Source organism: Clavibacter sp. A6099 (assembly GCF_021919125.1).
Taxonomy (GTDB): Bacteria; Actinomycetota; Actinomycetes; order Actinomycetales; family Microbacteriaceae; genus Clavibacter; species Clavibacter seminis.
The window spans coordinates 2613457-2634811 of record NZ_CP083439.1 but is presented as its reverse complement, the minus strand read 5'-3'; the positions used below and the strand labels follow the sequence as shown (position 1 = coordinate 2634811).

Genomic DNA, 21355 nt, shown 5'->3' with positions numbered 1-21355 from the left:
CTATCCCTTCGTCGCGCCCGAGGTGATCCCCCGGATGAGCGACCGCTGCATGAGCAGGTAGATGACGAGGCTCGGCAGGAGCGCGAGCAGCGCCCCGGCGAGCAGGACGCCCGAGCCGACCGTGGGGTCGGTCCGGAGGACGCTGAGCGCGACCGTGAGCGTGTAGTCGCTCGGGTCGTTCGCGGCGATGAGGGGGAGCAGGTACTGGTCCCAGATCATCATGAAGCCGAAGATGGTGACGACGCCCAGCACCGGCTTGCACAGCGGCAGGATCACGGTCCACAGCATGCGCAGCTCGCCGCAGCCGTCGAGGCGCGCGGCCTCCTCGATCTCGAGCGGGATGTCCTTCATGAACTCCGTCATCACGAGGATCGAGAAGCCCCACACCGCCACCGGCAGGATCACGCCGAACGGCGTGCCGCGGAGGTCGAGCCCCGTGCCGCCGACGTCGCCGATGACCTGCGACAGCGGGATCGCGATGACCTCCTCGGGCAGCATCATCGTGAGCAGGAACAGCAGCAGCACGAACGACTGCCCGCGGAACCGGTGCCGGGCGAGCGCGTACGACGTGAGGATCGCGACGCTCACCTGCAGCACGAGCCCGCCGCCCGCGATCACGAGCGAGTTGCGGAGGTAGCCGAGCACGCCCGAGTCGAACGCGACGCGGAAGGACTCCAGCGACAGCTTCTGCGGGAGCAGGTGGATGCTCGTCGACGACGTGAAGGCGTCGAACGCGCCGGACACGATGATCACGAAGGGCGCTGCGAACACCACGAAGGCGACGGCGCAGAGCGCGAAGCGGATCACGTTCGACGGGCGGAGGCCGGGCTTCCAGCCGAGCGCGCTGTCGAACTGGCCGTCGTTGCCGCGGCGGGATGCGCCCGTCGGGCGCTCGAGGATGCTCATCTGGCCTTCTCCTTGCGGGATGACAGGGCGCGGACGCCCAGGGTGAGGCCCAGGGTCGCGAGCAGGAGCAGCACGGAGGCCGCCGACGCCACGCCCAGGTCGTTGGCCTTGAAGCCGAGCGAGAACACCCGGGTCATCCAGACCTCGGTGGATCCCGCGGGTCCGCCGCCCGTGAGCACGTACACCTCGGTGAAGGTGCGGAGGCTGCGGATCGCGGCGAGCGTCAGCACGACGCTGACGGCGGGGCGGAGGGCGGGCATCACGATGTACCGGAAGCGCTGGCGCATGGTCACGCCGTCGACCGCCGCGGCCTCGTAGAGCGTGCGGTCGATGCCCGTCAGGCCCGCGAGGATGATGACCATGTTGTAGGGCGCGCCCGTCCAGACGCCGACGAGCATCACGTACCCGAGGGCCGTCGACTGGTCGCTGATGAAGCCCTGCGGCGGGATCCCCACCATCCCGAGCAGCGAGTTGAGGAACCCGGTCTCGGTCGGGAAGTAGAGGATCCGCCAGATCTCGCCGATGACCGCCACCGCCGTCACGACGGGCAGGAACACGGCCGTGCGCACGAACCACAGCCGACGCGACGTGCCCTCGAGCAGCAGCGCGAGCGCCAGGCCGATGATCAGCGCGCCGACGGTCTGCCCGATGCCGAGCAGCACGGTGTGCCCGAGCGCCTCCGTGAAGCGCCGGTCGCGCAGCACGTGCGCGTAGTTGTCGAGCCCGAGGAACTCGTCGCCGAGGAACGGCTGGACCTTCACGAAGCTCATCCGGAAGCCCTCGAGCATGGGGATGAACTTGAACAGCGCGCCGAGCACGAGGCCGGGCACGAGGAAGGCCCACGGGATGAGGGAGCGCGTCCGGAACGGCAGGCGGCCCTTCGGCTGCACGGGGCTGCGTCCCGCGGGCGCGCGGCGCTCGGTCTCCACGAGGAGAGGGGCGGGGGCGCCGATGCTCATCCCTGCACCCCCTGCTCGTCGAGCTCGTCGGAGAGCTGGGACTGGATGTCGGACAGCGCCCCGGGGATGTCGCTCGAGCAGTCCGCGATGACGCCGTTCAGGCCGTCCGCGACGATCTGGCGGTACGGCGTGAAGTCGATCGCCCACGGGAACGACCTGCCGTGCTCGTCGTAGACCTCCTTCGCGGTGTCCCAGCGCGGGTCGGCCTTGACCTGGCCGATGTCGACCGAGGTGGTGACGGGGATCCGCACCACGGGCTGCGCGAGCACGCCCTGGTCGTTCGTCTTCACCTGCATGGCGAGCTCCTGCGCCTCGGGCGTGATTATGAACTCCGCCAGCTGCTCCTGCAGGTCCTGCTTCTTCGATGAGGCGCCGAAGTAGATGTTCTCCCCCTCCGCGAACGAGTCCGTGCCGCCGCCCGGGCCGGCCGGGGTCGGGATCACCTCCACGTTGTCCTTGCCGACCGCCGCGTCGAACGAGCTGAGGTTGTAGGGACCCGTCTGGTAGATGCCGGCCGTGCCCTGCGCGAAGAACGGCGTGTTGGCGGTGGTGAGGTTGACGGAGCCGGGGACGACCACGCCCGGCGTGCAGAACTGGTCGCGGATCCACTTCACGGCCGTCGCGGTGCCCGGGGTGTCGAAGTCGGCGGTGTAGGTGCCGTCGCCCCCGTCCTTGAGGATGTCGCCGCCGGCCTGCCAGATGTACGACGCGGCCCAACGCGCGATGTAGCCGTTCTCGGCGCTGCCCGGAACGACCATGCCGTAGGTGTCGGCCTTCCCGTCGCCGTCGGGGTCGTCCTCGGCGAACGCCTTCGCGACCGCGGTGAGCTCGTCCCACGTCTTCGGCACCTGCATCCCGACGGCGGCCAGCCAGTCCTTGCGGATGAAGGTGATGTTCGCCTGGCGCGACCACGGGATGCCGTAGTGGTCGCCGTCGGTGCCGAGCGTGCTCTTCCACGTGGCGTCGGAGATCTGGTCGCCGCCGGCGACGGCGTCGCGGTCGACGGGGCGGAGGAACCCCTGCGACTCGTAGGCGCCGAGGTTGCCCGCGTCGGTGACCATCACATCCGGGAGGCTCCTCTGCTGGGCGCGCGCCTGCAGCTGCGTGTCGAACTCGGGGATGGGCTTGTAGTCGATCTTGATGCCGGTCTTCGCGGTGAAGGCGTCGAACACGAACTGGTACGACGCGGCGTCGTCCGGCGTGCTGCGCGTCCACACCTCGAGGGAGCGGTCGTCCGCGGACGAGCCGCCCCCGTCGTCCGACGCGGAGCAGGCGCTCAGGGTCCCCGCGAGCGCGGCGACGGACGCCAGGGCGATCGCCCTCCGCCCGAGTCGAGTCTTCATCATCGAATCTCCATTTACATGCATGAATGCATTACGTCAGTGTGAATGCGGTGCTAACGTAGGTGGACTCGACGGCGATGTCAATCGCCGCGGCCCGACCCTGGGGAGAAGGCATGACGACCTCGACGCGCATCGTGATCACGGGAGCGGCCGGCATGGCCGGGCGGGGCGTCCGACCCCTGCTGCGGGCGGCGGGCCACGAGCTCGTGCTCCTCGACCTGGTGGATCCGGATCCGGTCGACGGGGAGCGCGTCACCATCGCCTCGGTGCGCGACGTCGCCGCGATGCGCGAGGCCGTGCGCGACGCGGACGTCGTGGTGCACCTCGGGGGCATCAGCCGGGAGCGGCCGTGGGAGGACGTCCTCGCGGCGAACGTCGACGGCACGCGGACCGTGCTCGACTCCGCGCGCGAGGAGGGCGTCCGCCGCGTGCTCCTGGCGAGCTCCACGCACGCCGTCGGCTTCCACCCCGCGCCCGCGGAGCCCATGGACCACCTGCCGCCCCGGCCGGACAGCCTCTACGGCGTGACGAAGGCGGCCATGGAGGCGCTCGGATCCGTGTACGCCGACCGCCACGCGATGAGCGTCGTGAGCGCGCGCATCGGCACGCTCCTCGACCGGCCGAACGGTCGCCGCTCGCTCTCCACCTGGCTCTCCTTCCCCGACCTCGCGCGGCTCATCGAGGCCGTCGCCGCGCTCGAGGAGCCCGGCCACCACGTCGTCTGGGGCGTCTCGCGCAACACCCGCGCGTGGTTCCGGCCCGACGCCGGCGAGCGGATCGGCTACTACCCTGAGGACGACGCGGAGGCCTTCGCGGGCGGCATCGACGACGTGGACGACGCCGACGGGAACGGCCTCATCGGCGGCGAGTGGGCCGCCCCGGAGCACGCACTGGGAGACGCATGGTGACCGAGGAGCAGGCCGCCGAGCGCGGCGCCCGGCCGGTCAAGTCGGCGGAGCGCACGCTCGCACTGCTGGAGCGGCTCGCCGCGTCATCCGAGCCCGTCTCCGTGGTGGAGCTCCACCGCGCGTCCGGCTACCCGCGCTCGAGCCTGCACCAGCTGCTGCACACGATGGCGGCGAGCGGCTGGATCGAGATGCTGCAGGACGGCACGCACGTCTCCATCGGATCCCGCGCGCTCGTCGTCGGCACCGCCTACCTCGACCGCGACAGGGCCCTGCCGCACGCGCTCGCCGCGCTCGAGCGGATCCGCGACGAGACCGGGTACACCGCGCACTACGCGCGCCGCGAGGGCGACCGGGTGCTCTACCTGGCCACGCGCGAGACGACCGAGTCCCGGCGGGCGACCTCGCGGGTCGGCCGCCAGCTGCCCGCGCACGCGACCTCGCTCGGCAAGGCCCTGCTCGCGGAGCTCAGCGCCGAGGAGCGGCGCGAGGCGCTCGGATCCGGCCCGCTCGCCGCCCTCACGCCCCAGACCGTGACCGACCCCGCGGCGCTCGACGCGCAGCTCGATGTGGCGCACGAGCGCGGCTACGCGCACGAGCGCGAGGAGAACCTGGCCGGCGTCAGCTGCGTGGCGGTGAGCGTGGGCTACCGGATCCCCGCGACCGACGCCATCAGCTGCTCCATGCCGATCGACCGCGCGACGCCGAAGGAGGCGGAGCGCGTGGCCCGCATCATCGGCGCGCACGCGGATCGGCTCGCCCAGACGCTGCGGTCGGCGGGCGTGCGGTGAGCGTCTCCTTCTGCGCCTACCCGTGGGACCTGATCGACGACCCGGACGCCGTGGCGCGGGTGCGGGCGGCGGGCGCCGACGGAGTGGCCATCGCCGCGGCCTACCACTCCGTGCGGGCCGCGACGCCGCTGCATCCGCGGCACCGCATCGTCGACGCGCGCTCCGCCGCGCTCTACCTGCCCGTGCGCGACGGGGCGTGGGGCGAGCTCCGGCCCGACGACGACACTCACTGGGTCGGCCCGGACGCGTTCGCGCGCGCCGCCGCGGTCGCGCGCGCGGCGGGCCTGCGCGTGGAGGCGTGGATCGTGCTCACGCACTCGACGTCGGTCGGCACGCGCCACCCGGACAGCTGCGTCGTCAACGCGTTCGGCGAGGCGTACGCCTACGGGCTCTGCCCCGCGCGGCCCGAGGTGCGGGAGTACGCGGCCGCCCTCGTCGCCGAGACGGCCGCGGCGGTGGACCTCGACGGCGTGATGCTCGAGGCGTGCGGCCCCATGGGGCTCGGCCACCTCGGCCACCACGAGAAGACCGCGGGCGCCGACTGGTCGGCCGCCCAGGAGGCGCTGCTCTCGATCTGCTTCTGCACGGTGTGCGTCGCGCTGCTGGCGGAGGAGGGCGAGGATCCGGACGCGCTCCGTGCCGAGGTGCGCGCCCGCGTCGACGCATCCGCGGGGCTCGACGGCCTCGACGCCGTCCTCCGTGTGCGCGGCCGGGCCAGGCGGCAGCTCCTCGACGCGTGCGTCGGGGTGGCGCGCGCGGCCGGCGTGCAGCGCGTCGTGGTGCACGCCCAGGCGGATCCCTGGGCCACCGGTCCGTTCGCCGCGCTCCTCGACGACCTCGACGAGGTGGACGGCGTCGTGGTGCTCGACGCCGTGGCCCACGACCCCGAGGCCATGCGCGGGCTCCGCGAGCGGCTGCCCGGCACCCCCATCGGCGGCTACCTCTGGGCGCTGCCGCCGGCGAGCCCCGCGAGCATCCGTGCCGGCTGGCCCGACGCGGTGCGCGGGCTCGACGACACGTACGTGTACCACCTCGGCCTCATCGGCCGAGAGCGCCTGGCGGCCGTGGGCGACGCGCTGCGTGCGGCGGCAGCGCCGCGCTAGTCGCGCCGGGTCCGCGGCGGCCCGTACCGCTCGGCGTCCTGCCGCTCGGCCTCCTGCCGGCGGGCGACCCGCTTGGCCGCCTGCCCCGCGCGGAACGTGCTCCAGACGATCCCGCCGACCAGCAGCAGCCCGCCCCAGCTCGCGACGCTGTTCATCCCGGCACCGGCCGCGATCCCGCCGATGACGCCGCCGATCGCGACGGGCAGGCACGTGCTGCGGAGCGCGGGCAGGGCGGCCACGTGCCCGGCCCGCCAGGCCTCGTCGCTCGCCATGAGGGGGCGCGTGCGGATCCCGATCCAGCCGTTGCGCTTGAGGAGGCCCCAGGCCGCGAGCTGCGTGGTGCCGAGGACCAGCAGCGCCGCGACGGCGAGCAGCAGCGCGGGGACACCCATGCACCCAGCCTGACACGGCCGGCCGCCGCCGGGGCGCTCAGCACTCGATGACGTTGACCGCGAGGCCCCCGGTGGACGTCTCCTTGTACTTGGTGGACATGTCGAGGCCCGTCTGGCGCATGGTCTCGATCACGGTGTCGAGCGAGACGAGGTGCGTGCCGTCGCCGTGCAGCGCCATGCGGGCGGCGTTCACGGCGGTCGACGCGGCGATGGCGTTGCGCTCGATGCACGGGATCTGCACGAGCCCGCCCACGGGGTCGCACGTGAGGCCGAGGTGGTGCTCCATCGCGATCTCGGCGGCGTTCTCGACCTGCCGCGGGGATCCGCCGAGGACCGCGCACAGCGCGCCGGCCGCCATCGCGCACGCCGTGCCGACCTCGCCCTGGCAGCCGGCCTCCGCGCCCGAGATGCTGGCGTTTGCCTTCACGAGCGAGCCGATCGCGGTGGCGGTGAGCAGGAAGTCGCGGATCCCGTCGCGGTCGGCGCCCGGCACGAAGCGCAGGTAGTAGGAGCCGACCGCGGGGATGATGCCGGCCGCGCCGTTCGTGGGCGCCGTGACCACGCGCCCACCGGACGCGTTCTCCTCGTTGACCGCGAGCGCGAACGCGTGCAGCCACTCGTGCGAGGTGTCGCGCGCGCTCTCGGCGTCGATGGTCGCGAGCTGCGACGCGACGCGCGCCGCCCGGCGTCGCACGTTGAGCCCGCCCGGCAGCGTGCCCTGGCCGCCGAGGCCCGCGGTCACGCACGCGGCCATGGCGTCCCAGATCGCGTCGAGGCCGGCGACCGCGCGGCGGGATCCGTGGATCGACTCCTCGGTGTCGCGCGCGACGTCGGCGATGGAGCGCCCGGTGGTCTCGGCCAGCGCGATCAGCTCGTCGGCGTTGGAGAACGAGTGCGGCAGTCCGGTGGGCAGCACGGCCGACGGCGCCTGGTCCTCGCGCAGCACGAAGCCGCCGCCGACCGAGAACCACGTGCTCTCGAGCACCGTGCAGCCGTCGGCGTCGAGCGCCGCGAGGTGCATGGCGTTGGGGTGGCGGGGGAGGCGCGTGAACGGCTCGAACGTCAGGTCGCGGCCGACCATGCGCACCGGGTGGATCCCCGCGAGCGGCACGTCGACGCCCTCGCCGAGCCCGGACCAGCGGCCGCGCACCTCGTCGGGGTCGCACGTCTCCGGCGCGAGGCCCGCGAGCCCCGCGACGACCGCGTCGGGCGTGCCGTGCCCGAGGCCGGTCGCCCCGAGCGATCCGAAGAGCCGCACGGTGACGCGCGCCATCTCCGTGAACCGGGGCGACGCCCGGCACTCCTCGGCGAAGAGCAGGGCCGCGCGCATGGGTCCGACGGTGTGCGAGCTCGACGGCCCGATCCCGATGGAGAAGAGGTCGAGTGCCGAGACGTACGCTGTCATCCCGTCAGACTATGCCGCCGCCTCCGCGGAGCCGGTCGCGGGGGCGCTCGCGGGACCGGCGGATGCGCCGGACGACCTACGGGCGGGCCCGCGCGAGGCGAGCGCCAGCCAGGTCCAGCCGACGGCGAGGCCGAGCATGGTGATCACGCCGCGCGGGAAGAAGATGTGGCTGTCGACGAACGAGACGGCCGCGACCACGGCGATGACCGCGCCCGGCAGCGCCCGCAGCCCCGCGTGCCGGAGGACCAGCGCGCTCGCGAGCACCGTCACGGCGACGTACGACCAGACGCCCGTGATGACGATCCCGTCCGCGAGCGCGTACATGGTGGTCACGCCCTGCCCGCCCTCGAGCTTGAGGGCGCCGGCCGCGATGCCCGCGAGGATGTCGAGGGCCTGGTAGCAGACGGCGTACGCGAAGCCGAGGACGACCGCGAGGATCCCGAGGCGGCGGTCGTGGCGGCGCGTGACGAGGATCGGCGCGATGGCGAGCAGCGGGAAGACGGGGAGGAGCGCGATGTGCAGGTCGCGCCAGTGCATCGCGGTGTCGTCGGTCAGCGAGCTCGGGTGCGACAGGCCCGCGGCGGCGAGGGCCAGCGGCGGGAGCGCGACGGCGACGAGGACGGCGGCCGTGCGGGAGCGGGAGGGCGAGGAGGAGGGCGGGGCGACGGCGTCGGGCATGCGGTCATCGTAGGCACGGCCCACGGCGCGACCCGCCCGGATCAGGAGTCCGACATGACCTCCGGTATGACGAGAGCCCCCGCTGCCGATCCGGTCCGGATCAGGCGGCGGGGGCTCCGCGGAGCAGGAAGGACTAGGCCTTCTTGCGGCCCACGATCGCGCCGTAGACCAGCAGGACGATGATCGCGCCGACGATGGCGAGCGCGAGCGAGCCGAGGTCGAAGCCGTCGACCGGCTTGTTGAAGAGCGCGCTGCCGATGAAGCCGCCGAGGAAGGCCCCGACGACGCCCAGGATCAGCGTGACGATGATTCCGCCACCCTGCTTGCCCGGGAGGATCAGCTTGGCGAGCGCTCCGGCGATCAGACCCAGAACCAGAAAACCGATGATGCCCATGTGCGTTACTCCTCGAAGATTTCGTGCTGTGTGACACCCGAATGCGGGTGGACGTGCCCTAGTCAAGCACCCTGAGGACCATTCGTGCAAAAACGTTTAGTGGATACGTCTTTACCGGACGGGGGCGCGAGACCCCGTCCGGCCGGGGCATCCGGGGCGCTCAGGAGCCCGCGGTACCGTCGGCGCATGCGCATCCCACCCGCCCGACGTCCCCGCGAGATCCCCGGCGAGGGCCAGGAGTCGGTGTGGGACTACCCGCGTCCGCCGCGCGTGGATCCGTCGTCCGAGCGCATCGTGATCGAGCTCGGCGGACGCGTCGTCGCCGACAGCCGATCCGCGGTGCGCGTGCTCGAGACGAGCCACCCGCCGGTCTACTACCTCCCCTCCGCCGACTTCGCCGCGGGCGTGCTCTCCTCCGCCGCCGGTCGGTCGTGGTGCGAGTACAAGGGGGAGGCGTCGTACCTCTCGCTCACGGCGGGCGGCGTCACGGCCGACCGCGCCGCCTGGTGGTACCCGTCGCCCACGCGCGGCTTCGAGGTGCTCGCCGACAAGGTCGCCGTGTACCCGTCTCGGATGGACCGCATCACGGTCGACGGCGTCACGGTGGAGGCGCAGGAGGGCGACTTCTACGGCGGCTGGATCACGCCGCGCGTGGTCGGCCCGTTCAAGGGCGCGCCGGGCACGCTCGGCTGGTGATGCGGGCGGGCGTCTCCGCTACACCGCGGCCTTCCGCGAGCTGATCACGCCGGTGTCGAAGCCGAGCAGGTGCAGACCGCCGTGGAAGCGCGCGTGCTCGACCTTGATGCAGCGATCCATGACGACCGTGAGCCCGCGGGCCTCGGCGTCCACGGCTGCCTCCTGGTTCCAGATGCCGAGCTGCACCCAGATGACGGGCGCGCCGATCGCGACCACGTCGTCCACGACGGACGGGATGTCGCTCGCCTTCCGGAACACGTCGACGATGTCGGGCACCTCGGGCAGCGACGCGAGGTCGGGATACGCCTCCTGGCCGAGGATCTCGGTGGCGTTCGGGTTCACGAAGTACACGCGGTAGTCGCTCGACTGCTGGAGGTACGTGCCGACGAAGTAGCTGGAGCGGGCCGGGTTCGGCGAGGCGCCGACGATGGCGACGGACTTCGCGCGGCGGAGGATCGCCTGGCGCTCCTTCGCGCTCGGGCCGGTCCACGTGCGCTCGGAGCGGAGGAGCGCGGCGAGCGGGCTGGAGCGGGGGATCGCGCAGGTGAGGCCGTTCTGGAGCTGCGTGGTCTGGGTGCCGTCGGCGTCGCCCCCTCCGGCTGGCGCTGTGGCGACGGGCTCGACGGGAGTGGATGCGTCCGCCTCGGCGGCGTCGCCCGCCGCGCGGTCGGCGGCCTCCTCGGCCGGGTCGAGCGGATCGAGGTCGGCCGCGTCGGCGGCCGGGTGGGGCGCGGATCCGGTGCGCTCGGGCGGCACTCCGCCGGTGTCGAAGCTCACTTCGCTCCCTCCGTGGCGGCGGCCAGCGCCTGGTCCAGGTCGTGGATGATGTCGGCGACGTCCTCGATGCCGACGCTGATGCGGACGATCCCGGGCAGCACGCCCGCGTCCACCAGCTGCGCCTCGCTCAGCTGCGCGTGGGTCGTGGACGCCGGGTGGATGACGAGCGTCTTCGCGTCGCCGATGTTCGCGAGGTGGCTCGCGAGCTCCACCGACTCGATGAAGCGCTGGCCCACCGCGCGGCCGCCCGCGACCTCGAACGTGAACACGGATCCGGGTCCCGTCGGCAGGTACTTGCGCGCCCGCTCGTGGTGCGGGTGCGCGGGGAGGCCGGCCCAGTTGACGGCGGTGATGCGCGGATCCGCATCCAGCCACTCGGCGACGGCCCGCGCATTGTCGATGTGCGCCTGCATCCGGTACGGGAGGGTCTCGACGCCCTGCGCGAGGAGGAACGCGGAGTGCGGCGCGAGCACGGGCCCGATGTCGCGGAGCTGCTCGGCGCGGAGCCGCGTGAGGAACGCGTACTCGCCGAAGTTGCCGGTCCAGTTGAGGCCGCCGTAGCTCGGCACGGGCTGGTCGAGGAGCGGGAAGCGCGCGCTCTCCCAGTCGAAGAGGCCGGACTCGACGACCACGCCGCCGAGCGTCGTGCCGTGCCCGCCGAGGAACTTGGTGGCCGAGTGGATGACGATGTCGGCGCCCCACTCGATGGGGCGGTTGAGGTAGGGCGTGGCGATGGTGGAGTCGATGACGAGCGGGACGCCGGCCGCGTGCGCGACGGCGGCGAGCCCCTCGATGTCGGCGATCTCGCCCGACGGGTTCGCGACGGTCTCCGCGAAGACGAGCTTGGTGCGGTCGGTGATCGCGGCGGCGTAGTCGGCCGGGTCGCTCGACTGCACGAAGGTGGTCTCGACACCGAAGCGGCGGAGGGTCACGTCGAGCTGGGTGATGGATCCGCCGTAGAGGTTCGCGGACGCGACGATGTGGTCGCCGGCGCCCGCGAGCGAGGCGAAGGTGATGTACTGCGCGCTCAGCCCGCTCGACGTCGCGACCGCGCCGAGGCCGCCCTCGAGGCTCGCGACGCGCTCCTCGAACGCGGCGACCGTAGGGTTCGACAGGCGCGAGTAGACGTTCCCGTACTTCTGCAGCGCGAAGCGCGCCGCGGCGTCTGCGGTGTCGTCGAAGACGAACGCGCTCGACTGGTAGATGGGGAGGGCGCGCGCACCCGTGGTGGCGTCGGGGATGTTGCCCGCGTGGATCGCCCTCGTCTTGAACCCGTACTCGCGATCGACCATGGGGACGACGCTAGCCCGCGCTCCCGACGGTTCCCCGGCCGCGCCGTAATGCGGCGACATGCGGGCCGCCGACGCGGCCGGCGGATCAGGACAGGCGCACGGCCGCGAGCGCGAGGCCCGCGATGAGGGCCCAGGAGAGGAGGCCGGCGGCGAGCGCGGATCCACCCTGGCCGACGAGCTCGCGGAGGCGCACCGCGGATCCGAGCGCCACGAGCGCGATCGCCAGGAGCGCGGTCTGCACGAGCTGGGCGGCGTCGAGGACGCCGTCGGGCAGCGGCACGAAGGTGCGGATGAGCACGGCCGCGAGGAAGCCGAGCACGAACAGCGGCACGATCGGCGGACGCGCGGCGCCCTCGACCCGGCCCTCGCGGCGGCGCATCACGACGCCCGCGACGGCGACCACGGGCGCGAGCAGCAGCACGCGCGTGAGCTTCACGGCGATCGCGATGGTGAGGGCCGCGGATCCCGCGATCTGCGCGGTCGCGACGACCTGCCCCACGTCGTGCACGCCCGCGCCCACCCAGTGGCCGAACGCGACGTCGTCGAGGCCGAGCGGGCTCGCGAGCGGTGGCAGCACGGCGATCGCGAGGGTGCCGCAGAGCGTGACGAGCGCGACGGGCGCGCCCTGGTCGGCGGGCTTCGCGCGCGTGACGCCGGCCATCGCGCCGATCGCGCTCGCGCCGCAGATCGAGAACCCGGTGGCGAGGAGGAGCGGCTGCTGGCCCGGCATGCGCAGCGCGCGGGCGATCGCGTAGGTGCCCGCGAACGAGAGGATCACGACCGCGACCACGAGCAGCACCGCGCGCCAGCCGAGGCCGACGATGTCGGAGAGGCCGAGCTGCAGGCCGAGGAGCACGACGCCGATCCGCATCAGCCGCTTGGACGCGAGCGTGAGGCCGGGCTTCAACGGGCCGGTGAGCGCGGGACGCGCGGCGGGGATCTGCGCGGCGACGATGCCGAGCGCCACCGCGACCGTGAGCAGCGGGATCGCCGGGACGAGCGCGTGCACGGCCCACGCGACGAGCGCGGCCGCCGCCGCGGCGCCGAGGCCGGGGAGCGCGGGGTGGATGCGGGTGGCGGTGGCGGGCATCAGATCCAGCCCGAGGGGATCCACGCGTGCAGCCGCCAGAACCAGGTGGGCACGAGCTGCCCGGTCCACAGCGGGTAGAAGAACGCGCTGACGAGGGCGCAGACCACGAGGATCACGCCGACGATCACGATCCCGCGCGTGCGCCTCGGCCGGGGATCGCGGCGGTCGCCGAGGATCATCCCCAGCACCATCGCGAGGCAGAGGATGAGGTACGGCTCGAAGGCGATCGAGTAGAACTGGAAGACCGTGCGGTTCACGTAGAGCAGCCACGGCAGGTAGCCGACGACCATCCCCATGAGCACGAGGCCCACGCGCCACTCGCGGCGGGCGGCGAGCCGGTAGACGAGGTAGAGCATCGCGGCCACCGAGAGCCACCAGATGATCGGGTTCGCGATCGAGGTGATGGACGTCGAGCACGCGTCGATCGTGCAGCCCGCCTCGCCGTAGCCGTAGCCCTCGTAGTAGAACTGCGTCGGCCGGTAGAGCAGGAGCCAGAGGCGCGGATCCGCGCGGTACGGGTGCGTGACGTCGAGTCCCACGTTGAACGCGTACTGCTGCGCGAGGTAGTGCCACAGGCTCTGGATCGACAGGGGCACCCACGCGAGCCCGCCCTGCCAGGCGTTCGCGCCCTCGGCCGCCCAGTTCCGGAAGTACCCGTTCGAGGTCGCGAACCAGCCCGCGTACGAGGCGAGGAACGCGGCGATCGCAGGTGGGACGAGGAGGAGGAAGGAGACGGGACCCTGGACCGCGGCGCCCGCCGTGAACCACGCGGCGAGCCCGTGGCGTCGGCGCAGCAGCATGTCGGTGAGCACCACGTAGAGGCCGAAGCCCGCCAGGAAGAAGATGCCCGACCACTTCACGGAGGAGGTCGCGCCGAACGCGAGGCCCGCCGCGATGAGCCACGGGCGCCAGAGGATGACCGGGCCGAACTCCAGCGGTCGCGCGTCGCTCGGGCGGGCGTCGCGGCGGAGGGCGAGCAGCCGCTCGAACCGGCGCTCGTGCCAGGTGCGGTCGAGGAGGATCGCGCCGAAGCCCAGCAGGCCGAAGAACATGACGTGGGTGTCGAGCAGCGCGATGCGGCTCATCACGATGGCGTGGCCGTCGATCGCGAAGAGGAACCCGGCCATCGTCGCGACGACCGCGGAGCCCGTGAGCCGGCGGGCGATGAGCATGAGCAGGATCACGGCGAGCGTGCCGACGACGGCCGTCGCGATGCGCCAGCCGACGGGATCCGCCGCGCCGAAGACCGCGAGGCCGAGCGCGATGATCCACTTGCCGAGCGGCGGATGCGCGACGAACGCCGGCGCCTGCAGGTAGCCGTCGGTCTGCCCGGCGATGAAGTCAGGGTTCGGATCGTCGGGCCACGACCCCTCGTAGCCGAGGTGGAGGAGGGTCCACGCGTCCTTCACGTAGAAGGTCTCGTCGAACACGAGGGTCGCCGGATGGCCGAGGCTCTGGATCCGCAGGATCGCCGCGAGCAGCGTGATCGCGATCGGGCCGCCCCAGTGCCAGGCGCGGCGTCGGGTGGGGGTGGAGACGAGGCGCGCCCAGAGCTCGTCGAGGCGGGATCCGCGTGCGGTGACCGCGCGCTCGCCGGCGCGCTGGGATGCGCGGGTCGGCGACGCGTCCGCCTCGAGGGCGGTGTCCGCGGTCACGGGAGCAACGGTGCCGGCCGCCTGAGTGCCGTCGTCCCCGTGCTCGGCGGGGCGGTAGGGCGAGTCGGGCACGGCTCATCATCGCATGCAGGTGCGCGGGTGCCCGGGTCGCGGACGCTGCGCGGCCCGGGCGCGTCGAGACCCCGTGAGGTTCCGGTCGGGAGCCGTAGGGGTGTCGTGAGCGCGCTCGCGCAGCGGGGTCGCGGGTGGATGGACTGGGCGCATGCCCTTCCCGTGCCGCGTGCCTCCCGTCCCCGTCCGTCCCGTCCCCGTCCGTCCCGTCCGCGACCGCCGTGCGCGGGTGCGGCGATGAGCGTCCTCGCGGCGGTCGCGCCGCCGCGCGTGGATGCACCGGCCGCGACCGCGCCCGCCGCGCTCGACGACGTCGTGGTCGCCGGGGTCTCGATGCGGCGGCTCGTGGAGGTGTGCGGGACCCCGTGCGTGCACTCGGCCGAGGCCATGGGGATCCGCGCGGGCGGGGACGGCTGCGGCGCGCTCGTCGTCGTGGCGGTGACGGCCGTCCTCGCGGGACCCGTCGGGGAGCGCGTCGTGTGCGTCGACGGGCATCTCGACGGCGTGGACGCGCGCTGGGCGGAGGCACGGGTCCTCGGCCGGGCGGTCGGTGGATGCTCGGTCGCGCGGATCGTCGCGGCCGCGCCGACGTCGGGGACGGCCGCGGTACCGCTGCCCGACGACCTTGCCGTGGGCGACCTCGTCGTCGTGCCGTGCGGGGGATCGCCCGCCCTGCACGACGTGCGACTGAGCGGGCGCCCCGTGGGGACGGGGCTCGTCCGAGGCGGCCGCGGCGCGGGGGAGCGCCGCGTGCCGCCGCGTCGCCGGCGGAGGCCCTGAGGTGCGCGCGCCGCTCCTCGACCCGTCAGCCGGCGGCAGCCGACCCCGGACGCCGCGTCTCGCGTTCGCGGGCGACGCCATCCCGGCGCTCGCCGACCTGCGCGCCGCCTTCGACGGCCGGGACGAGGAGGATCCGCGTCCCGTCCGGGCGCTCGTCGTGGGCGTCGACGCCCAGGCCGGCGGGATCCGCGGGGTGCACGCCGTCGCCCGGTGCCTGCGTGCGGTGAGGGTGCCGGATCACCTGCCGGAGCTGCGGCACCTGGTGGTCGTGGTCGGCGGGCGCGTCGGGGCGATCCGGCCCGACCTCCGCGCGCTGGACGCCTGGGTGGTGCGCACGCACGCGGGGCTGGAGCGCACGCGCGGCGCGGACGTCGCCGTGACGGGGATCCTCGCGTCCGGCTGCGTGACGCCCCGGCTCCTCACGAACCGGGTCGTCGACCTCGTGCGGCACCCGATCGCGGCGCCGCGGATCGCCGTGGAGTGGGCGGACATCCGCGACCGGCGGATCCGCGACGTCGCCCTCGAGGCGTGGTGCTGATCCGCCGGCGGGAGGTCGCGCGGCCCTGGGGCCGGCCGGCCTACGCCTCCTCGGCCTCCTGCTCCTCGTCGAGCAGCAGGAACAGGCCCGCGTAGGGCTCGAGCTGCACGGGGAAGCTGGACAGGTCGTCGACCGTGCCGACCTCCTCGCCCGTCGTCGCGTCGCGGACGACGCGGCGGGCGGGGAGCTCCTCGGAGCGGACGGTCGCGAGGATCGCCTCGCCCGTGAAGTTCAGCACCGTGAGCTGCAGGCGGGCGTCGGCCTCCGGGTCGCCGTTGTCGAGCCGGTGCACCATCACGAGCATGCCGGGGTGGCCGACGTCCGGGACGTCGACCTGCGTGCCGAGCGCGACGTCGAAGCGCTCGCGCACCTCGAGCACGCTGCGGAGCCCGGAGACGAACGACCGCGGGTCGTCGACCTGCGCGGGCAGCGACCCGTAGAGCGAGCGGCCGCGGGGCATGCCGGATCCGGATCCGGTCGCCTCGGGCGCCGCGTCGAGCAGGTCGTGCCCGCCTCGGTGCACCCAGCGGGTGTCGCCGCCCTCGATGAGGTCGGCCACCTGCGACGCCCGCAGCGGCAGCACGCCGAGGAGGTCCCACGCGGAGAGCGCGAAGACGCCCGGCTGCCACGCGTTGAACTTCGCGAGCAGGAGGTGCGCGGCGCGGATCCCCGCGACGTCGTCGTCCCCGATCGCGTCGAGCGTCGTGAAGCCCTGCGCGGCCGCGATGACCGACGCCGTGGTGCAGGCGATGCCGTTCGTCGTGAACACGTGGTTGTAGTCGGCGCTCTCGCCCGTGAGCTCCTCGAGGAGGTCGCCGCGGATCGTGACGGCGAGGTCCGCGCCGGTCACCTCCTCGCCGCGGAACGGGAACACGTCCGCGCAGTGCTCGGTCGCCCAGTGCACGAGCTCGTACGTGAGCTCGTCGTGGTTCTGGAGCGCGTGCACGAGGGTCACGGGCTCGACGCCGACCTCGAGCGAGGTGCGGAGCGTGAGGCGGAGGAACTCGGTGTCGCCGGTCGCGAGCGCGTGCTGGTACGCGGGCCGGTTGATGAAGTCGTAGGAGAGGTCGGCGCCCACGCGTCCGGTGTCGCGGATGTCCTCCATCGTGAGGTTCAGCTCCTGGAAGGAGAACCCGCCGACCTTGCGCACCATGCTCGCGATGAGGTGGTTCGCGGCCTCCGAGAGCGGGTGGCCCTCGGACCACGCCGGGCCCTCGACGCTCTTCTCCACGCCGAGGAAGCCGTTCGCGTCGAGCCGGAGCGCGCTCGCGCCGAGGTCGCCGAGCGAGTGCAGCGCGTCGCCGATGACCATGCGCATCCCGGCGAACGTGGGGTCCAGCCAGTTGATGGAGGGCTGGCCCTGCTTGAAGTAGTGCAGGTAGACCCAGCGGCGCGTGCGGCCGTCGACGCCGAGCACGGGCGCGGTGGCGCTCCAGTTGGTCTCCTTGACGCCGGGCGCGTAGAAGATTACGCGCTGCAGGCGGCCGATGATGTAGCCCTGGTCGGCGAGCGCCTGCTCGGCGGCCACGTCGAGGTTCACGGCGTCGCGGCCCGGGAGCACGTCGGGCAGAAGGCCCCAGTCCTCCTCGGGGATCTCGACCATGTGGTAGATCCCGGGGAAGTCCTTGTAGCCCATCTCCGCGAGGCGGAAGTCGGCGCCCTTGCCGGTGTGGCCGGGCACGATGTCGTCGATGACGCTGCCGCCGTGCTGGTCGGCGACCTCGGTGAGGCGGCGGAACTCGTCCTCCGTGCCGAACGCGGCGTCGATCTGGGTGCTGATGCGGTCGAAGTGTCCGTCGACGCTCGCGGTCTGCGACCACTCGGTGATGCCGCCGGCGAGCTTCACGGGCCCGGTGTGCACGGCCTCGATGCCGATCGACTGGAAGATCTCCCACAGCTGCGGGTCGCCGAGCGCGCCGAGGTACGACTCGCCCTCCTTCGTGATGAGCGAGATCGGGTAGGCGGTGAACCAGACCGAGGCGGTGTCGATGGCGCGGCGCGCGTCCGGCCGGGCGTACGGGTTCGACCACATGCTGGGGGATCCCGAGAGGCCGCGGCTCAGCACGTCCGCGTCGCCGAGCATCGACTGCCGGCGGAGCCACTCCACGTAGGAGGGGTTCGACGCGTCCGCGGCGCGCGGGTCGTTCGACGAGCGGCGTATCCCGCTGGCGCGCAGCTGCGGACGGGCGCGGAGCCGGGCGGGGCGGGCAGGGAAGCGCTCCTCGTCGTACGTGATCTCCGTGGGCTCCGGCTCGGGGATCGCGTTCGTCTCGATGGCGTCGTCCACTGGTGCTCCTCGGGGTGGTGGGGTGGTGCGTCGTGCCCGATCCGGGCAGCGTCGGCCCGCGGGGCCGCTGTCACGAGCGTACGCAGGATGCGGGGGCGCCGTGAGGGGTCGCGGGGCGGCCGGGCGCGCCGCGGTGACGTCGGACGGCGTCCGTCGCCCGGAGCCGGCGGCTAGCCTGGCCACATGAGCGATGACGCGCGCGAGCGCCCTCCGGGACGCCCGAAGCCCTTCGACTTCCCGCGGCGCGTGGCGGCCTGGGCCGCGATGATCGGCGGCGCGATCGCGACCTACCGCGGTGCGACCGGGGAGCTGGGCTCGATCTTCCTCATCGTCGGGCCCGCTCTCATGGTGCTCGGCGTCATCGGGTTCTTCCTGTACCGGTGGATGGCGCGGCGGGGGCTCTGACCGCCCGCGGCACGCGCGGGCCGGTCCTAGGGGAGGTCGGCCGCCGTCACGATCGATCTGATGGGCGGCAGCGCCACGCGCGCGTCGGCAGCGGCCTCATCGACGATCACCGCCACGGCGACCAGCTCGGCGCCCGCGTCCGCGATCAACCGCTGCACGGCCAGGGCCTGGCTGCCGGTCTCGATCCAGTCGTCGACCAGGCCGGCCCTCTGGCCCGGCGCGAAGTGGTCCCGTCGGGACCCGAGCGCCTGCGTCCTGCCGCGGTAGTCCGGCTCGCTCCGATGGCGGATCACATCGCCGGGGAACACCGCTCCGTCCTTGCGGATGGGGGAGAAGCCGATCCCGAGGGCGAACGCGACCGCCGGTCCGAGGGCGAAGCCCCTCGCCTCGATGCCGACGATGACGTCCAGCTCCTGGTCGGCCAGCAGGTCGGCGAGGGCCTTCACGATCGCCCGCAGCGCATCCGCGTCGCGCAGCATCGTCCACGTGTCCGCGTCGCCGTCGATCCAGCGGAAGCCCTCGAGGACGTGTCGGCGGCCGAGGACCTGCTTCGCGTGATCGACCATGTGGTCACCGTAGCGACGCACGTGCGACGACCGGGCCCGGGCCGTCGTCTCCGGCTCCCTTGCCCGCCGTGCCGCGGTCTGCCAGCGTTGCCGCATGGGCGACGACGGGACCACGCTGCGTCGGGTGCCCGGCTTCCGTCCCTACTGGGCCGCCGCGACGGTGTCCTCGTTCGGGACTGCGGTGAGCGCCGTGGCCGTCCCGGTCCTCGTGGTGACGGTGCTGCACGCGACGCCGTTCGAGGTCGGTCTGGTGAACGCGGCCCAGTTCCTCCCGTACGCGCTGCTCGGCCTGATCGTCGGGGCGTACGTCGACCGCTTCCCGCGGAAGCCGCTGCTGATCGCGGCGAGCGTCGGCCGCGGGCTGTGCCTCGGCGTGATCCCCGTCCTGTGGGTGCTGGGGGTCCTGGACCTCTGGATGACGGCGGCGGCGCTGTTCGTGTTCGGCGTCCTGTCCGTCGTCGGATTCGCCGCGACGCAGTCCCTGCTGCCCCGGATCGTGCCGCGCCCCCTGCTCCTGGCGGCGAACGCGCGCGTGGACCAGAGCGAGGCCGCCGCCCAGACGGCGGGCCCAGCGCTCGGCGGTGTGCTGGTCAGCATCGTGACGGCGCCGGTCGCGATCGCACTCGACGCGGTGAGCTACTTCGTCGACGCCGTCCTCATCGCCCGCGTGCGCGTGGTCGAGCATGCCCCGACACGTCCCGCGGGTGCGCGCCTGGGCCGGGACATCGCCGACGGGCTGCGATGGACGTACGGCCACCCGGCCCTCGCGCCGCTCGCGGTGTCCACGCACCTGTGGTTCCTCGCGAACGCCGCCGGCCTCACGGCGTTCGCGATCCTCGCGCTCCGCACGCTCGCGCTCCCCGCGGCCGTCTACGGAGCGATCCTCGCCGTCAGCGGGGTCGCGATGCTCGTCGGCGCGACAGCGGCACCCCGCCTCGGCGCGCGGTTCGGCGCCGGCCGGACGATCATCGCGGCCCGTGCCGCCTACCCGTTCGCCTGGGCGGCGATCGCGGTCGCGACGTTCGGGTCCGGTACCGGGGCGCCGCTCGCGACGGTGGCCACCCTGTTCGTGGCGTTCGCCGTCCAGGGCGCTGCGGCCGGATGCGAGAACGCGAACGAGATGAGCCTCCGTCAGACGGTCACGCCGGACGAGCTCCTCGGCCGCATGAACGGCACGATGCGCAGCGCGAACCGCACGCTCGCCGCGGCGGGTGCCGTGGGCGGTGGCGCGCTGATGTCCACCGTCGGAGGCGGACCCGCGCTGCTCGTCGTGGTCGTCGTGTTCCTCGCCGCGGCCGTGGTCGCCGTGTGCTCGCCCTTGCGGACCCTGGACGTGCGGTAGGGATCCGTCCCCGTGCGACCGCTCAGGCGGTCCGGCGTCGGCCGAGGAGGCCGTCGACGCTGAAGCGGCCGGCGCCGAGCAGCACCAGGACGATGAGACCGGCGATCAGGGCGAGCACGAGCTCGTAGCCGCCGCCGTCGACGAAGACGCCCTTGTCGGCGTGCACGATGACGAAGGCGCCGAGCAGGTTGAGGACGTTGAGGGCCGCGACTACGGGCGTCAGGAGGCCGAGGATCAGCGCGGCCCCGCCGACGGTCTCGACCGTCGCGGCGAAGACCGCCGCCGCGGCCGGGATCGGGATGCCCATCTGCGTGAAGGAGGCGGCGGTGCCGTCGAGCGTGTAGTCGAGGAACTTCTGCAGGCCGTGCGCCATGAGGATGAAGCCGATCGCGACGCGGGCGATGAGCAGGGCGGCGTCCTGGAGGGCGGGCGACGTGCGGGCGGGGTGGAGCAGCGTGCGCATGCGGGGTTCTCCTCTGTTCGGTGATGGTGGTGGTGGAAGCGGATCGGTTCGTGTGGGCCGAGGGGCCGGGGCCGGGTCGGCCCCCGTGATCGACGCGCGGATCTCGGCGGAGCCCGATCGGGCGATCTCGTGGGGGAGCGTCGCGGGCTCGGCGCACTCGAGGGGCCACGGCCATGCCCGCCGCCAGCGAGCGGGGCGGCGAGGTCCCGGCTCATCCGCGATCGGACGCCGGACGACCGGCCGCGCTGCTCGCGACCGTGCCGGGATGCGGCTCATGAGCCGGCCGGACCGCCTGCGATCGGCTGTCCCGACATGCCCCCGGACACTCCGCGCTATTTCGTTGAACGTTCAACGACCGTAGGACGCTGTGGGCGGGGGAGTCAAATCCCTGCGCGGCGGGGTGGGTGATCCCGCGGGGTCGTGCTGGCCTCGGCGGCATGGGCCTCGCCGCCCGCGCCCGCCGTGCCAGGCTGGATCCGTGCCCCTCCTCGATCCCCGCCGCGTCTCCGCGCTCGC

Annotated in this window: 22 protein-coding genes; 8 read left to right on the top strand and 14 right to left on the bottom strand. The window is 73.4% G+C overall.

The window, feature by feature from the left end:
* Genes KYT88_RS12480 through KYT88_RS12470 form a run of 3 tightly spaced genes read right to left on the bottom strand, consistent with a single transcriptional unit; the run spans nucleotide 1 to nucleotide 3211 of the window.
* Nucleotides 1–906, bottom strand: coding sequence for a carbohydrate ABC transporter permease (locus tag KYT88_RS12480; protein ID WP_043583357.1), 906 nt, complete (start codon nucleotides 904–906; stop codon nucleotides 1–3).
* Nucleotides 903–1865, bottom strand: coding sequence for a carbohydrate ABC transporter permease (locus KYT88_RS12475; protein WP_043583359.1), 963 nt, complete (start codon nucleotides 1863–1865; stop codon nucleotides 903–905). Before KYT88_RS12475 ends, KYT88_RS12480 begins: the two co-directional genes overlap by 4 nt.
* Entirely contained in the window at nucleotides 1862–3211 is a 1350-nt protein-coding gene (locus KYT88_RS12470; protein WP_043583361.1) for an ABC transporter substrate-binding protein, read from the bottom strand. Before KYT88_RS12470 ends, KYT88_RS12475 begins: the two co-directional genes overlap by 4 nt.
* Before the next feature lie 110 nt (nucleotides 3212–3321).
* Here KYT88_RS12470 and KYT88_RS12465 point away from each other — a divergent pair, with 110 nt between their 5' ends.
* The 3 genes from KYT88_RS12465 to KYT88_RS12455 are packed head-to-tail and all read left to right on the top strand — an operon-like array spanning nucleotide 3322 to nucleotide 6007.
* Nucleotides 3322–4116, top strand: coding sequence for an NAD-dependent epimerase/dehydratase family protein (locus KYT88_RS12465; protein WP_043583363.1), 795 nt, complete (start codon nucleotides 3322–3324; stop codon nucleotides 4114–4116).
* Nucleotides 4110–4904, top strand: coding sequence for an IclR family transcriptional regulator (locus KYT88_RS12460; RefSeq protein WP_043583365.1), 795 nt, complete (start codon nucleotides 4110–4112; stop codon nucleotides 4902–4904). Before KYT88_RS12465 ends, KYT88_RS12460 begins: the two co-directional genes overlap by 7 nt.
* Complete coding sequence (locus tag KYT88_RS12455) at nucleotides 4901–6007, top strand: hypothetical protein (RefSeq protein ID WP_043583367.1); 1107 nt, start codon at nucleotides 4901–4903, stop codon at nucleotides 6005–6007. The genes KYT88_RS12460 and KYT88_RS12455 overlap by 4 nt, the downstream gene beginning before the upstream one ends.
* Here the strand turns inward: KYT88_RS12455 and KYT88_RS12450 are convergent.
* The 4 genes from KYT88_RS12450 to KYT88_RS12435 all read right to left on the bottom strand — a co-directional run bounded on the left by KYT88_RS12450 (nucleotide 6004) and on the right by KYT88_RS12435 (nucleotide 8876).
* The gene (locus KYT88_RS12450; protein WP_043583372.1) at nucleotides 6004–6399 is read right to left on the bottom strand and encodes an SdpI family protein; all 396 of its coding nucleotides are present in this window, start codon (nucleotides 6397–6399) and stop codon (nucleotides 6004–6006) included. The two genes, KYT88_RS12455 and KYT88_RS12450, sit on opposite strands and share 4 nt — an antisense overlap.
* Before the next feature lie 37 nt (nucleotides 6400–6436).
* Entirely contained in the window at nucleotides 6437–7804 is a 1368-nt protein-coding gene (locus KYT88_RS12445; protein WP_043583374.1) for an L-serine ammonia-lyase, read from the bottom strand.
* 9 nt (nucleotides 7805–7813) lie between these two features.
* On the bottom strand, nucleotides 7814–8482 hold the full coding sequence (locus KYT88_RS12440) for a hypothetical protein (protein ID WP_043583376.1): 669 nt from the start codon (nucleotides 8480–8482) through the stop codon (nucleotides 7814–7816).
* Nucleotides 8483–8615: 133 nt separating this feature from the next.
* Nucleotides 8616–8876: a GlsB/YeaQ/YmgE family stress response membrane protein gene (locus KYT88_RS12435; protein ID WP_043583378.1), complete on the bottom strand. Its 261-nt coding sequence runs from the start codon at nucleotides 8874–8876 to the stop codon at nucleotides 8616–8618.
* A 186-nt stretch (nucleotides 8877–9062) separates the two neighbouring features.
* Between KYT88_RS12435 and KYT88_RS12430 the strand changes: the two genes are divergently transcribed.
* Nucleotides 9063–9572, top strand: coding sequence for a DUF427 domain-containing protein (locus KYT88_RS12430; RefSeq protein ID WP_043583380.1), 510 nt, complete (start codon nucleotides 9063–9065; stop codon nucleotides 9570–9572).
* Between the two features lie 18 nt (nucleotides 9573–9590).
* On the opposite strand, the gene KYT88_RS12425 is transcribed toward KYT88_RS12430, so the two are convergent.
* The 4 genes from KYT88_RS12425 to KYT88_RS12410 all read right to left on the bottom strand — a co-directional run bounded on the left by KYT88_RS12425 (nucleotide 9591) and on the right by KYT88_RS12410 (nucleotide 14458).
* The gene (locus KYT88_RS12425) at nucleotides 9591–10109 is read right to left on the bottom strand and encodes a CoA-binding protein (protein WP_051629192.1); all 519 of its coding nucleotides are present in this window, start codon (nucleotides 10107–10109) and stop codon (nucleotides 9591–9593) included.
* A 236-nt stretch (nucleotides 10110–10345) separates the two neighbouring features.
* Nucleotides 10346–11641 carry an O-acetylhomoserine aminocarboxypropyltransferase/cysteine synthase family protein gene (locus KYT88_RS12420; RefSeq protein WP_043583384.1) on the bottom strand — a complete coding sequence of 432 codons (1296 nt, stop codon included), beginning with the start codon at nucleotides 11639–11641 and terminating at the stop codon, nucleotides 10346–10348.
* 85 nt (nucleotides 11642–11726) lie between these two features.
* Nucleotides 11727–12731 (bottom strand): YeiH family protein, encoded by a 1005-nt coding sequence (locus tag KYT88_RS12415; RefSeq protein WP_043583386.1) that lies wholly within the window; start codon nucleotides 12729–12731, stop codon nucleotides 11727–11729.
* Nucleotides 12731–14458 (bottom strand): dolichyl-phosphate-mannose--protein mannosyltransferase, encoded by a 1728-nt coding sequence (locus tag KYT88_RS12410; protein ID WP_043583388.1) that lies wholly within the window; start codon nucleotides 14456–14458, stop codon nucleotides 12731–12733. The genes KYT88_RS12415 and KYT88_RS12410 overlap by 1 nt, the downstream gene beginning before the upstream one ends.
* A 237-nt stretch (nucleotides 14459–14695) precedes the next feature.
* On the opposite strand from KYT88_RS12410, the gene KYT88_RS12405 reads away from it, so the two are divergent.
* Both KYT88_RS12405 and KYT88_RS12400 read left to right on the top strand, forming a co-directional pair.
* Complete coding sequence (locus KYT88_RS12405) at nucleotides 14696–15238, top strand: hypothetical protein (RefSeq protein ID WP_043583393.1); 543 nt, start codon at nucleotides 14696–14698, stop codon at nucleotides 15236–15238.
* Nucleotide 15239: 1 nt separating this feature from the next.
* A complete protein-coding gene (locus KYT88_RS12400) occupies nucleotides 15240–15776 on the top strand; it encodes a hypothetical protein (RefSeq protein WP_043583395.1) in 537 nt (178 codons plus the stop codon).
* A 40-nt stretch (nucleotides 15777–15816) separates the two neighbouring features.
* Here KYT88_RS12400 and treS read toward each other — a convergent pair whose 3' ends face one another.
* Nucleotides 15817–18063, bottom strand: coding sequence for a maltose alpha-D-glucosyltransferase (gene treS / locus KYT88_RS12395; RefSeq protein WP_043583397.1), 2247 nt, complete (start codon nucleotides 18061–18063; stop codon nucleotides 15817–15819).
* Between the two features lie 183 nt (nucleotides 18064–18246).
* Between treS and KYT88_RS12390 the strand changes: the two genes are divergently transcribed.
* A complete protein-coding gene (locus KYT88_RS12390; protein WP_043583398.1) occupies nucleotides 18247–18468 on the top strand; it encodes a hypothetical protein in 222 nt (73 codons plus the stop codon).
* 26 nt (nucleotides 18469–18494) lie between these two features.
* Here the strand turns inward: KYT88_RS12390 and KYT88_RS12385 are convergent, their stop codons facing one another.
* Entirely contained in the window at nucleotides 18495–19034 is a 540-nt protein-coding gene (locus KYT88_RS12385) for a phosphoribosyltransferase family protein (protein WP_043583400.1), read from the bottom strand.
* Nucleotides 19035–19128: 94 nt separating this feature from the next.
* On the opposite strand from KYT88_RS12385, the gene KYT88_RS12380 reads away from it, so the two are divergent.
* Nucleotides 19129–20376, top strand: coding sequence for an MFS transporter (locus tag KYT88_RS12380; protein WP_043583402.1), 1248 nt, complete (start codon nucleotides 19129–19131; stop codon nucleotides 20374–20376).
* 22 nt (nucleotides 20377–20398) lie between these two features.
* On the opposite strand, the gene KYT88_RS12375 is transcribed toward KYT88_RS12380, so the two are convergent.
* On the bottom strand, nucleotides 20399–20839 hold the full coding sequence (locus KYT88_RS12375; protein ID WP_051629179.1) for a DoxX family protein: 441 nt from the start codon (nucleotides 20837–20839) through the stop codon (nucleotides 20399–20401).
* Nucleotides 20840–21355: the final 516 nt, after the last annotated feature.

Coding starts and splice junctions, on each gene's coding strand:
- KYT88_RS12480 (WP_043583357.1), bottom strand. CDS start 906: ATGAGCATCCTCGAGCGCCCGACGGGCGCATCCCGCCGCGGCAACGAC.
- KYT88_RS12475 (WP_043583359.1), bottom strand. CDS start 1,865: ATGAGCATCGGCGCCCCCGCCCCTCTCCTCGTGGAGACCGAGCGCCGC.
- KYT88_RS12470 (WP_043583361.1), bottom strand. CDS start 3,211: ATGATGAAGACTCGACTCGGGCGGAGGGCGATCGCCCTGGCGTCCGTC.
- KYT88_RS12465 (WP_043583363.1), top strand. CDS start 3,322: ATGACGACCTCGACGCGCATCGTGATCACGGGAGCGGCCGGCATGGCC.
- KYT88_RS12460 (WP_043583365.1), top strand. CDS start 4,110: ATGGTGACCGAGGAGCAGGCCGCCGAGCGCGGCGCCCGGCCGGTCAAG.
- KYT88_RS12450 (WP_043583372.1), bottom strand. CDS start 6,399: ATGGGTGTCCCCGCGCTGCTGCTCGCCGTCGCGGCGCTGCTGGTCCTC.
- KYT88_RS12445 (WP_043583374.1), bottom strand. CDS start 7,804: ATGACAGCGTACGTCTCGGCACTCGACCTCTTCTCCATCGGGATCGGG.
- KYT88_RS12440 (WP_043583376.1), bottom strand. CDS start 8,482: ATGCCCGACGCCGTCGCCCCGCCCTCCTCCTCGCCCTCCCGCTCCCGC.
- KYT88_RS12435 (WP_043583378.1), bottom strand. CDS start 8,876: ATGGGCATCATCGGTTTTCTGGTTCTGGGTCTGATCGCCGGAGCGCTC.
- KYT88_RS12430 (WP_043583380.1), top strand. CDS start 9,063: ATGCGCATCCCACCCGCCCGACGTCCCCGCGAGATCCCCGGCGAGGGC.
- KYT88_RS12420 (WP_043583384.1), bottom strand. CDS start 11,641: ATGGTCGATCGCGAGTACGGGTTCAAGACGAGGGCGATCCACGCGGGC.
- KYT88_RS12415 (WP_043583386.1), bottom strand. CDS start 12,731: ATGCCCGCCACCGCCACCCGCATCCACCCCGCGCTCCCCGGCCTCGGC.
- KYT88_RS12405 (WP_043583393.1), top strand. CDS start 14,696: ATGAGCGTCCTCGCGGCGGTCGCGCCGCCGCGCGTGGATGCACCGGCC.
- KYT88_RS12390 (WP_043583398.1), top strand. CDS start 18,247: ATGAGCGATGACGCGCGCGAGCGCCCTCCGGGACGCCCGAAGCCCTTC.
- KYT88_RS12385 (WP_043583400.1), bottom strand. CDS start 19,034: ATGGTCGATCACGCGAAGCAGGTCCTCGGCCGCCGACACGTCCTCGAG.
- KYT88_RS12380 (WP_043583402.1), top strand. CDS start 19,129: ATGGGCGACGACGGGACCACGCTGCGTCGGGTGCCCGGCTTCCGTCCC.
- KYT88_RS12375 (WP_051629179.1), bottom strand. CDS start 20,839: ATGCGCACGCTGCTCCACCCCGCCCGCACGTCGCCCGCCCTCCAGGAC.